Source organism: Psychroflexus halocasei (assembly GCF_900107595.1).
Taxonomy (GTDB): domain Bacteria; phylum Bacteroidota; class Bacteroidia; order Flavobacteriales; family Flavobacteriaceae; genus Psychroflexus; species Psychroflexus halocasei.
This window is the reverse complement of the sequence record NZ_FNQF01000008.1, coordinates 16,508-27,730: the sequence shown is the minus strand read 5'-3', so window position 1 is coordinate 27,730 and position 11,223 is coordinate 16,508. Positions and strand designations below refer to the sequence as shown.

At 33.6% G+C, this 11,223-nt stretch carries 10 protein-coding genes and 1 CRISPR repeat array (1 of these 11 running past the window's edge); all 10 genes read left to right on the top strand.

Annotated elements, in window-relative coordinates; all coding sequences use genetic code 11:
- Positions 1-26 precede the first annotated feature (26 nt).
- The 10 genes from BLV84_RS09865 (at position 27) to cas2 (ending at position 10,661) form a co-directional block, all read left to right on the top strand.
- Positions 27-944: a helix-turn-helix transcriptional regulator gene (locus tag BLV84_RS09865; RefSeq protein ID WP_093244514.1), complete on the top strand. Its 918-nt coding sequence runs from the start codon at positions 27-29 to the stop codon at positions 942-944.
- The gene (locus tag BLV84_RS09860) at positions 941-1,273 is read left to right on the top strand and encodes an HIRAN domain-containing protein (protein WP_234953130.1); all 333 of its coding nucleotides are present in this window, start codon (positions 941-943) and stop codon (positions 1,271-1,273) included. The genes BLV84_RS09865 and BLV84_RS09860 overlap by 4 nt, the downstream gene beginning before the upstream one ends.
- Before the next feature lie 328 nt (positions 1,274-1,601).
- Entirely contained in the window at positions 1,602-2,402 is an 801-nt protein-coding gene (cas6, locus tag BLV84_RS09850; RefSeq protein ID WP_159429419.1) for a CRISPR-associated endoribonuclease Cas6, read from the top strand.
- Positions 2,395-4,359: a hypothetical protein gene (locus tag BLV84_RS09845; protein WP_143521347.1), complete on the top strand. Its 1,965-nt coding sequence runs from the start codon at positions 2,395-2,397 to the stop codon at positions 4,357-4,359. Before cas6 ends, BLV84_RS09845 begins: the two co-directional genes overlap by 8 nt.
- A complete protein-coding gene (locus tag BLV84_RS09840) occupies positions 4,356-5,270 on the top strand; it encodes a type I CRISPR-associated protein Cas7 (protein ID WP_093244509.1) in 915 nt (304 codons plus the stop codon). The genes BLV84_RS09845 and BLV84_RS09840 overlap by 4 nt, the downstream gene beginning before the upstream one ends.
- 17 nt (positions 5,271-5,287) lie before the next feature.
- Entirely contained in the window at positions 5,288-6,058 is a 771-nt protein-coding gene (gene cas5b, locus BLV84_RS09835) for a type I-B CRISPR-associated protein Cas5b (RefSeq protein WP_093244508.1), read from the top strand.
- Between the two features lie 46 nt (positions 6,059-6,104).
- The gene (cas3, locus tag BLV84_RS09830; RefSeq protein ID WP_159429418.1) at positions 6,105-8,834 is read left to right on the top strand and encodes a CRISPR-associated helicase Cas3'; all 2,730 of its coding nucleotides are present in this window, start codon (positions 6,105-6,107) and stop codon (positions 8,832-8,834) included.
- Positions 8,834-9,358, top strand: coding sequence for a CRISPR-associated protein Cas4 (gene cas4, locus BLV84_RS09825; RefSeq protein WP_093244506.1), 525 nt, complete (start codon positions 8,834-8,836; stop codon positions 9,356-9,358). The genes cas3 and cas4 overlap by 1 nt, the downstream gene beginning before the upstream one ends.
- 3 nt (positions 9,359-9,361) lie before the next feature.
- Positions 9,362-10,366, top strand: coding sequence for a type I-B CRISPR-associated endonuclease Cas1b (gene cas1b / locus BLV84_RS09820; RefSeq protein WP_093244505.1), 1,005 nt, complete (start codon positions 9,362-9,364; stop codon positions 10,364-10,366).
- 31 nt (positions 10,367-10,397) lie between these two features.
- A complete protein-coding gene (gene cas2, locus BLV84_RS09815) occupies positions 10,398-10,661 on the top strand; it encodes a CRISPR-associated endonuclease Cas2 (RefSeq protein ID WP_093244504.1) in 264 nt (87 codons plus the stop codon).
- 206 nt (positions 10,662-10,867) lie between these two features.
- Positions 10,868-11,223: direct repeats of the CRISPR family, unit length 30 nt; unit sequence CTTTTAATCGCACCTTAATGGAATTGAAAT; it runs 1,065 nt beyond the window's last position.

The following is an 11,223-nucleotide window of genomic DNA, read 5'->3' as shown; positions in this document are numbered from 1 at the left end:
GAACCCCTTATCTAAATTTGAAAACTATGGCAGGATATAAACTTTTAAAGCGTTTAGATGTAATTCTTCATTTAATTGAAGCATATCCATACATCTCAAAATCTGAACTAATTGATCGTTTAGCTGATGATTATAATATTGTCACGACTAAACGAACGATAGAGAGAGATTTTAGAGCCTTGTCGCTTGATTTCGGAATAGAACTGACATATTGCACAACTCGAAACGGATATAGGCTTTCAGAAGAAGATGAGCAGCGCATACAGTCCTTTCTAAGATATGTAGAGCTTGTACATGTAGGAGAATTATTTAAGCAAGGTTTAAATGATTTTGATGTTTTAAGGCAAACAATCGCTCTAGAAGATAGTTCAAAATTTAAAGGTATTCACTTGATAAAACCATTGCTTTTAGCAGTTAAACAATCTCAAAGCGTCAATTTTATCTATGAAAATTATAGTCGTGAAACCCATCACAACTACAAAATAACGCCTTTGCAAATACGTGAATACCTAAACCGTTGGTATGTAATTGGTGTTCCTGAAGGTGAAACACACATCCGCACTTTTGGGTTAGATCGTATATCTGATTTAAAATTAAGCGAATACTCGACCATCAAAATCTCAGAATTTGAAACACAGCTTGATAAGTTTAATAATGTTGTCGGGTTAAATTATAATGCTTCAGAAAAGCAAGAATTCATCAGAGTTGCTGTTACAGAAAAGCAGTATAAATACCTGAGAAGTTTGCCCTTGCATCAGAGTCAGACTCTGGAAAAAGAACTTGATGATCAGCGTCTTGAAGTCTCATTTTATCTTAAACCCAATTTTGAGTTTAAAATGCACATATTAAAAATGGGAAGCCGAATAGAGGTATTATCTCCAGATTGGTTAAGAGAAGAAATAAAAACAGAATTACATAACAGTTTTAAACAATATAAATCATGACACAACATAAGAAACACCGCGAACATTTGAGTCATTTTATGATCTCAGGCTTCACCTATTATGAAGGCGCACTTGTCTTTAAAGAGCTTCAGGTCGGCACAGAACTCAGTTTGAAGTACGAAGAGGATAATAAGTTTGATGCCAGAGCTATTGCCATTTATTACAAGGCTCATAAACTTGGTTTTGTGCCTCGCAGCGAAAACCGCATCATCTATAAACTGATGAAAGTTGGCTTTTCAAATCTTGAGATTCGTATACAACAAGTTGACCCGCAAGCCCACCCAGAAGAACAGGTTGGCGTTGTCGTTCATTTAGTTAGCAATAAATAATTATTTTTTAATACATTAATACTTATTAACATGTTTTTTGTATTTTTAGGAGAAATTAACAAATAGTAGGGTTTAATCATATAGTAAAATAATTTATTATGGCAGTAAAACATATACCAACAGGAGTTGTTCACATTGGAAATAAAGGCGGAAGAACAGGTTGTAGTTATGATACAAGAGTAAATGCATCACATTGGATAAATACGAATGAGAGGGTTAATTGTAAAAAGAATGGGTGTAGGTAAAATACTTATTTTGAACTTGTACTCAATTACTATTCTATTTAGAGATTTAATTAAATTAGCAAATCATTAATAAAAAAAGAGAATTGAAATTTAAGGTAACATTAGAACAACAAGGGGCACAAGGGATTTTGCCTATAAACTATCAATACCCTTTGAGTGCAGCTATCTATAAAATTCTGAACCAAGCCGATCAAGAATATGCAAAATTCCTGCATTCTTCTGGATACGGAAAAGGTTATAAATTTTTCACATTCTCCGATCTAAAAGGAAAGTTTAAAATTAAGAATGACCGAATGCATTTGCGGTTTCCAATAGTGTCGTTTCATATAAACTTTCATTTGCCCAAAGCATCTAAAAATTTCATAAAAGGCATTTTTCAATCGCGAAAAATTGAAGTTTTCGATAAACTTTCTGGCGTCTCATTTGAAGTTAAAAATATTGAGGCTCTACCTGAAAAATTCCCCGATAAGAAGGATATGTATATAATTGATGAAGTTCTAAAACCTTATTCTCCCATAGTTTGTGGAGTAAAAAATGATCGGGGAAATTATGACTTTCTACATCCAGAAAACGATTTGTTTCTAGATAGTCTACTTTACAATTGGCAACAAAAAATTCAAGCGAATTATGATATAATGACGGCCGAAAGCGCACTTTTGAATGCAGAAGTTGAATTTTATGATAAAGGAAAACCAAGATCACGACTTGTGACAATTAAGTCAGGAACACCTGCAGAAACAAAAATAAAGGGCTTTCTCAATTTTAAAATACGGGTACAGGCGGAAAAGAGATTTGTACAGCTTTTACAAAATTGTGGCGCCGGACTTTACAATGCGCAGGGAATGGGATATGTGCAATCCATCAAAACAAAACAAAATGATTAAAGAGCTTGTAAATTTTACGGATAAATTAGAAGAACCTTTCAAGATACTTGGTTATGAACCCAAGCCAGGTCTTCATATTCTTGTGAATAAAACCCAGCAAAACGGAACTTCAAAAATTGACCTTCAAGATTTTCATTACGAGAAGTACGACAAAAAAATGAAACAGGATATGGAAAGCGATTTTCTTGAAGATTGTAAGCTTCGACAAAAAAACAGTTGGTGTGTCAATACCAATAAATGTTTTGATTTGCCGACAAAAGCAATTCATTCCTGTTCTCCCTTCTGCGTGGCTTTTAAAAGAGAACATTTAGAAGGTGGAAAGAAATACAAACAATATGAAGGGAATGAGAAGAAGCCTCAGATTTATGACCGTTTTAAAAGCTATTTCGAAAAAGCTTTTTCTTTGTTCAATAATGAAGAAGAGAAAGAGAAATATATTGTATTTGAACGATTCTTTAGTAATGATGATTTCAGTGAAATTTTAAGGGAAATTGATGACAACCAAAGGGCAAAAGAAGAAGAGATCAATTCCAAAATCAAAGAAATTCAAGAGAACGCTAAGGCCACGTCAGATAAATCAACAAAGAAGAAATTAAAAGAACAAGCTAAAGTTTTAAAGCACGATGCACTACAATTTAAAGAGTTATCAGATCAGGATTATGTGATATTCTATTTGGATGTACCCTTGAAAAAATATAAAGAAGTGCACGATAATTATCTTTCCGATAAATTATTCAACACAACGGATTATAACATTGAAGACAATCAAAAAGAATTGACTTACGGAACAAGTGATTTTTTAAATGGTTTTAATAGTAAAATGCCGTTTTTAATGCATCAAACGGCCAGCTTCGATATTTCTGGCCGAATCAGTAACAAAGAGGCAAAATCACTCTATGAATTCCTGAATATTTTACCAAACCGTTCCTTACCCAGTCCACTTCCTATTTTTATTTACGAAGAAGAACTTCAAAGCGAAGCTATTAGTCTTTTTAAGGAAAGTGGGTTTAAATATTCCTACACCGAAATTTTAAAGGAATTGTTTAAAAACCATAATGACAAAGAAATAGCCAACTATTATTTATTGTATTGGCTCTACACTAAAAATGGGGTAGTTTTTAAAGATTTTGATTTTGTTTCCAAATTTGAGTTTAAAGTTGATTCGCAGAAATGCAGGATCTTAAATCTTTTTGGCATAAAGAAAAATGATAAAAATCAAATGAAAACCTATCAACTTGATAATATTTTTGATTTTGAAAGCCTCATATTTAAACAGCTTTTACAGAATAAATATTTAAAACTGGATTATTTCGGGGAATTAAAAAAAGATGATTATACCGGTTTTGATCTTAGCTTCAGTAGTTATTCCAAATACAGAAAAGCAGTTTACGATTATGTTTACAAATCCAAACGTCAGGCGATCAGTTATCACACCTTTCAAGAAATGGTATTTGCACGTTTAAAAGACAATCTCAAGCAAGACAATGAATACGGAATTAAGGAAATCTTGAATATCTGGTTTAGCCTTGCCGAATTTTTTATTAATCCTAAAAATCCCAAAATCACTATGCCCAGTAAATTAAAGAGTTATCGGGAATTTGTTAAAAATTTAGTTTCCGATGAAGAAGCCCCTGAAGTGGTTTCCAATGAAGAGTTCGCTTTTACGGCGGGCCAAGTCATAAAATATATTCACAGCAAAAGCAAATCGGCGGATTCCGGTTTCGGATTGCTAGAACCTTACACGCAACAATCAAAATGCGATCAATTTAAATTGCGTATTGCAAATGATTTTGAGCGATATAAACACGAGAATTTCTCACGAAATTTTGAACGAGCTGCATCTTTTATCCTCAGTTTTGAAACTGAAATAGATCTCAAGAAATTGTTACCGGAAATGCTGGCCGGTTTCTTTAACGACAATAAACTTTTCTCTAATTCTAAAAACGAAGACCAATGAGTTCATTTAACAATCGCGTTTACGGATGCGCCATCATAAAATCCGTTAATTCAAACTACAACGCTGATTTTTCCGGCCAACCGCGAAAATTACCAAACGGTAAAGTTTATGCCACGGATAAAGCTTTGAAATATTCCATTAGAAACTATCTTAAAGAGGTAATGGGCGAACGGATATTTTATTTTAAATCTTTGAATGAAAAAATGGCGCCAAGAACTTTAGACGAAACATATCTTCATTATTTCGAAGAATTTAAAAATGAAAAAGATAAATCAAAGCTGCGTCTTGAAGTTTTGGAAAATTTATTGACTTGTCTTGATGTGAGGTTATTTGGTGGCACCTATGCCGGAAAAACAAATATTTCACTTCACGGAACTTGCCAGATTACTCCTGGAATAAATAAATTTCCGGAAAATGTGATTTATTCTGAACAAATAATGTCGCCATTTAAAAATTCTAATGAAAAAAGTGCAGATAGCACAATGACAACCTTGGGAACGCAATCCCGTTTAGAAGAAGGTCATTATGTACACCATTTTTCGGTAAATCCAAAAAACATTGCGGAAGATGTGGATCGCATAAGTGGTCAAGCGTTGAGCGATGAGGATATCAAAAAATTAAAAGAAGGCCTGCGACGTGGAGCTTCATTTTATGATTCATCGGCAAAAGCCGGTACTGAAAATGAACTTTTATTTTGGGTTCAGCTTAAAGAAGATTCGAGAATTGTTCTACCATCATTTGTTGAATTAGTAGATGTAAATGAGGATAAAACCATTGATTTCAAAAAAGTAAATGAGCTTTTATCGCAAGATCACATTAAAGATGAAATTGAAAAAGTTGAGATTTATTACAGTGATGCGCACACAAAAGTGATTAACGAACCTGAAATTGCTGAAAAACATCTGCTTTAATTCTTAATAAATCCATTATGAAACTCGTTTCTATAGATTTAAAAGCTGATTTCGGATTTTTTCGGAAACCAGATACAAATAACACGATAAACCTGTCTTACAACCTCATCCATAAGCCCGCAATTTTAGGGATTCTGGGTGCGGTTTTGGGTTTGAACGGTTATCGGAAAAAAGGCGAGATGCCCCAATATTATGAGCTGTTGAAAAACCTCAAAATTGGGGTCCGGCCTTTGGGTCACGAAAAAGGGAATTTTCAGAAAATTAATATTAAATATACCAATACAGTGGGTTATGCTAATAAAGGTTCCAATTTTTTGACAGAAGAACTCACGCTTATTAACCCGGCTTACCGTATTTTTATAATGCTGGACGAAAAGGATGAATTGCACCAAAAACTCTTGGAATATTTACAAGAAGCAAAGACTGAATACATCCCGTATTTCGGTAAAAATGAATTTTCAGCGCACTGGACTAAAAATAGCTTTCAAAATTATGATTTTGAAGGGGCCAAAGCTGACCGTTCAGGATCAATCAATATTCTAACTGTGTTTAATAAAAAAGGCAATTTAAAAGACAACAGTGAAGAACCTTTACCAGATCCACTTAATTTTTCAAAACAAGAAGTTCCTTTTCTTTATTTTGAGCGACTGCCGAAAGATTTTGATTTGGAATTGATGCAATATCAACTGGAGGAATTCGCCTTTACGAATTACGCTATTCAAAATAGCTTTAGTCTTGACAATCTTTATCATTTGAAAGAAACCGATGATTATGTGCAACTCGTATAAAAAATCATCTTCAATTTTCAAAGAGAACATATCGATTGATAAACTCTTGGACGGTTCAGAAAAATACTGGGCTCATCTCCCATCTTCTGAGGACTCTAAAAAGCCCGAGACGTTAGAAGAACATATTGAGCTGGTTAATTCTTATTGCCAAAATATAATTGATGCTCATCATCTTGACCCTGTAATTGATATTCTAATAAAGGATTTTCTAGATGAGTTCTATGAATTAAACGATTGCGGTAATTACCTTAAAAAACTTTTCCTTGATACTGTTATTTATCACGATTACGGAAAAATCAACGAGAATTTTCAGGTAGATAAAATGAAAAACACTTCATTTAATAAAATTAAGTCTTCTCCAATTTCTTCACGACACTCCTCACTTGGTGGCTTTATTTATTTAGCCCAACATTTTCAAGAAATACAAACCAGTAAATTCAGTCAACTTGAAAAAACAATGCTCTTTTCGGTGACTTGGTATTTTTCTTACTCCATTTTTAAACACCACGGTTTTCAACTGCACGACGACATCGAGCAAAGCCTATGTTTTTTGAAAGATACGGAAACAGTTAACATAGCCGAACTTAAATCTTTTATGCAATCTTATGTTCGTCACTATAATTTCGATATCATTCCCAAATTATATGATTTAATTGGCACTTCTAAAGCTTTAAACCACCCCGGTTTCACAAAGTATCAACATTCCTTTTCCTTATATGCACTTTGCCGCTTAAATTTCTCATTATTAACAGCTTCAGATTATTTGGCGACTCACGAATATATGAACACCTCGAAAATTGATGATTTTGGGATTTTAAGTAAAAAGAAAATTGAGGAAATAGTTCAGTTTGTAAAGACAAGTGATTTTTTGGATAAAGCCCAATCAGAAGAAAATTACAACAAGGATGTTTACAAAAAAATGCAACAACCAAATTATGTTCCTGAAAAACCAACTGAAATCAGCGCTAACAACCTGAACAAACTTAGGCAAGCAATGGCCGTGGAAACGATTCAGAATTTTAGGAAAAAACCTAACGAAAACCTCTATTACCTCGAAGCTCCCACTGGTGGTGGAAAGACCAATTTATCATTGTTGACGGTTTTGGAAATTCTGGAAGCAAACAAGGGTAAAATAAACAAGGTGTTTTATGTGTTTCCATTCACAACCCTGATCACGCAAAGTTTTAAAAATGTAAAGAATACCTTCGGTTTGAATGATGAGGATGTTGTTCAATTACATTCAAAAGCCGGTTTTCAAGAGAAATTTCCAGAAAAAGAAGATGACGATTATGGAAACAAAAAAATGAATTACATCCAGCATCTTTTCGCAAATTTCCCATTTTCACTTCTTACGCACATAAAGTTTTTTGATATTTTAAAGACCAACGAAAAAGAGACAAACTACCTGCTGCACCGTTTGGCCAATTCAGTTGTTGTGATTGATGAAGTGCAATCTTATCCGCCAAAACACTGGGACAAGATTGTTTATTTTATTAAAAAATATGCTCAGAGTTTCAATATTAAATTTATTGTGATGTCTGCAACGCTACCGAAAATAGATAAACTTAAAATTGGACAAGATAGAAAGCAAGATTTTACTTATTTACTTCCAAATTCTAAGAAAGACTACTTTCAAAATCCAAATTTTGGTGCTCGTATAGTTTTCGACTTTGAATTGTTTGAGAAAAAAGATCTTTCACTTGATCAGTTAAAAGAAAAATTGCTTGAAGAATCAAAAAAATACGCACTAAAAGAATTTGGTGTGATTAAACCTAGTAATAGTGTTTTTACGATTATTGAATTTATCTTTAAAAAAACCGCTTCTGAATTTTTCCAGCTGTTCAAATCAAGTGAATTTTTTGATGAAGTTTTCTTGCTTTCCGGGACTATCCTCGAACCACGACGAAGATATATTATCAATTACCTTAAAGACAAATCAAATCGTAATAAACGTGTACTTCTCGTTACAACCCAAGTGGTAGAAGCCGGTGTTGATATTGATATGGACATCGGTTTTAAAGACCGTTCCCTTATTGATAGTGATGAGCAACTGGCCGGACGCATTAACCGCAATATCAAAAAACAGGACTGTAAGCTTTTCTTGTTTAAATATGATAAGGCCGGTTTTATTTACGGAAAAGATGAACGATTAAAAATTTCAAGAAAATTGAAACCCGAAGAGTATCGAGGCATTTTAAAGAATAAAGATTTCGATGCTTTGTATTATGATTCTGTAATTGGCCTAAGAAATAAACAAAACGAAACACCCTATTTAAAAAAATTCAATGATTACAAAAATCTGGTAGAAACTTTAAAATTTAAATCGGTAAAGGATAATTTTAAACTTATTGACCAAGAGAATATTTCTTGTTTTATACCTTTAAATATACCCGTGATTATTTCCAAAATTGGAAATGATATTGATTATACTTTTACCAAAAGTGAATGGGATTTTTTGATGGAAAACGGAATCGAACCAATTGAAGGGAATAAAATAAATGGCGAAGCTGTTTTTAAGTTATACATCAATTTGATTGAACAAAATGAAAGCTTTATCAATAAAAAGATCAATCACAAAATCCTTCAGGGCATCCTGTCCAATTTCATCTTTTCCATTTTTGCCTCCGAAAAAATAAAAACAGAAATAGTCAAATTTTCAGATGAAGAAAGAAGCGATTACGGTTACAAATACATTCAAGACTGGAATCAATTTTATGATTTTGAAGCGGGAATGAATGATGAAGACTTTGGAGCTGTAGAAACACAATTTTTATAATGCTAATCAACGCCACACATATAAATTTACTTCATGTTTGCCATCGCGAATTATGGCTACATTATCACGGAGTAAGAATGGAACACACCTCCCAAACCGTAGCCGAGGGAAAACTTATAGGTGAAACCAGCTATCCAGAGCGCGCGAAAAAATACACCGAATTGGCGATGGACGGTATCAAAATTGACTTTTATGATCCTAAAGAAAATGTGGTTCATGAAGTAAAAAAATCAAATAAAGTTGAGGAAGCACATATCGCACAAGTTAAATATTACCTATACATCTTACGAAAAAACGGTATTGAAGATCCGTCGGCAATTATAGAATATCCCAAATTACGACAACGCCAAGTGGTGGAGTGGGAAGATGGTGATACCAAAAAAATTGAAGCTTGGAAACAAATGGTAGAAGATATCGTTACCCGAGAGGAATGCCCGCCGCTTTTACACGCTCGCATCTGTCGAAGTTGCAGCTATTTTGATTTTTGTTACTCAGACCAACCTGATACACCAAGCAATTCATAACGTATGAAAAAATCTTACTACCTGTTTAATCCGGGTCGCTTAAGCCGAAAAGACAATACATTAAAATTCATCCCTGTTGATGAAGACGGAAAAGAAAAAAAGCCAAAGTACTTACCCGTAGAAGGAGTTTCCAACCTTTTCTGTTTCGGGTCATTAGATGCCAATAGCGCTATGTATAATTTTTTAGGAAAGAATCAGATAAGTGTTCATTTTTTTGATTATTACGAACATTACACCGGAAGTTTCCAACCCAAAGAATATCTTTTGGCCGGGAAGATGCAAATAGAACAAACCCAACATTACCAATCGGCGAAGAAGCGACAGGTCATCGCCAAACAGTTTGTAAAAGGCGCTACATTTAATATCCAGAAAAATTTAAAATACTATCAAAACCGCGACCGTGATGTTCAAGCTTATTTAGATAGGATTCAGGAATATGAAAAACTCATAGAACAGACACAGGATATTGAAACTTTGATGGGTATTGAAGGAAATATCCGCCACACTTATTATGGGGCTTTTGATGAAATTATCAAGAATTTTAAAATGGAAGGACGCAGCAAACAACCACCCCAAAATGAAGTTAACGCATTGATTTCTTTTGGCAATATGATATGCTATACCTTATGTTTAGACCAAATTTACCATACACAGCTCAATCCAACCATTAGTTTTTTGCATGAGCCCGGGTACCGCAGATATTCGCTGGCTTTGGATTTAGCTGAAATTTTTAAGCCTATTTTAGTAGATCGTACTATTTTCAAGGTTTTGAATAAAAAACAATTGCAAGCCAAAGATTTTGATGTAAAAGTAAATCGTGTTGTGTTGAAAGAATCGGGCAAAAAAGCCTTTATCAAAACTTTTGAGGATCGCCTTAACGAAACGATAAAACATCGAGCCCTCAAAAAGCACGTGAGCTATAAACACCTGGTGAAATTGGAATGCTACAAACTAAGCAAGCATATTTTAGGCATAAACAACTATAAACCTTTTAAAATTTGGTGGTAACAATCTCATTCAATCTTAATCAATCTATAATATGTATATTGTCTTAGTTTACGACATTGGAGAAAAGCGTGTTGGTAAAATGCTAAAATTATGCCGACGTTATTTGAATTGGATTCAGAATTCGGTTTTTGAAGGGGAAATTACTCCTGTAAAATTGAAAAGTTTACTAGCAGAAGCTAAGCTAATTATGGATGAGGAACAAGACAGTTTGATTCTTTTTAAAAGCCGTAGTGAAAAATGGTTAGAAAAAGAAGTTGTTGGCAAAGAAAAAAATGAACTGGACACCTTTCTATAAGGCGTCGCTCTCAATCAAAAATTTATACAAAAGGTAAGTTCTTTGACATTCTGAACTTAAACTCCTGAAAATAAATAATTTATCTCATTGTCGAACCTAAGGTAAAAATCGGCTATTACAGATCGACGCTTTTTGCAGGCTAAAATAGAAAGTAGTAGATTTGCCAAGTCTTGGAAATAGGCTTTTTTTGTCGTCGATTGCGACGGCTTTTAATCGCACCTTAATGGAATTGAAATGAATACATTGCAGGTTGGAAAAAAGCCTTGAAACACCTTTTAATCGCACCTTAATGGAATTGAAATTTGCTTGGGTTATCAAGAAAGCAAGAAAAATATATTTCTTTTAATCGCACCTTAATGGAATTGAAATTTGTTAGCCTTATCATAAGCACTACTTTTTTTCTTTCTTTTAATCGCACCTTAATGGAATTGAAATTAAGCTTGAACGCCCTCGCAGGCGGTATTCATTATTTCTTTTAATCGCACCTTAATGGAATTGAAATATCCAATGATTTGCTTCTTTCCAACCATTCTTAGCCTTTTAATCGCACCTTAATGGAATT

Excerpts from the sequence above, each read along its gene's own strand:
- BLV84_RS09865 (WP_093244514.1), top strand. The coding sequence starts at position 27 with ATGGCAGGATATAAACTTTTAAAGCGTTTAGATGTAATTCTTCATTTA.
- BLV84_RS09860 (WP_234953130.1), top strand. The coding sequence starts at position 941 with ATGACACAACATAAGAAACACCGCGAACATTTGAGTCATTTTATGATC.
- BLV84_RS09845 (WP_143521347.1), top strand. The coding sequence starts at position 2,395 with ATGATTAAAGAGCTTGTAAATTTTACGGATAAATTAGAAGAACCTTTC.
- BLV84_RS09840 (WP_093244509.1), top strand. The coding sequence starts at position 4,356 with ATGAGTTCATTTAACAATCGCGTTTACGGATGCGCCATCATAAAATCC.
- cas5b (WP_093244508.1), top strand. The coding sequence starts at position 5,288 with ATGAAACTCGTTTCTATAGATTTAAAAGCTGATTTCGGATTTTTTCGG.
- cas4 (WP_093244506.1), top strand. The coding sequence starts at position 8,834 with ATGCTAATCAACGCCACACATATAAATTTACTTCATGTTTGCCATCGC.
- cas1b (WP_093244505.1), top strand. The coding sequence starts at position 9,362 with ATGAAAAAATCTTACTACCTGTTTAATCCGGGTCGCTTAAGCCGAAAA.
- cas2 (WP_093244504.1), top strand. The coding sequence starts at position 10,398 with ATGTATATTGTCTTAGTTTACGACATTGGAGAAAAGCGTGTTGGTAAA.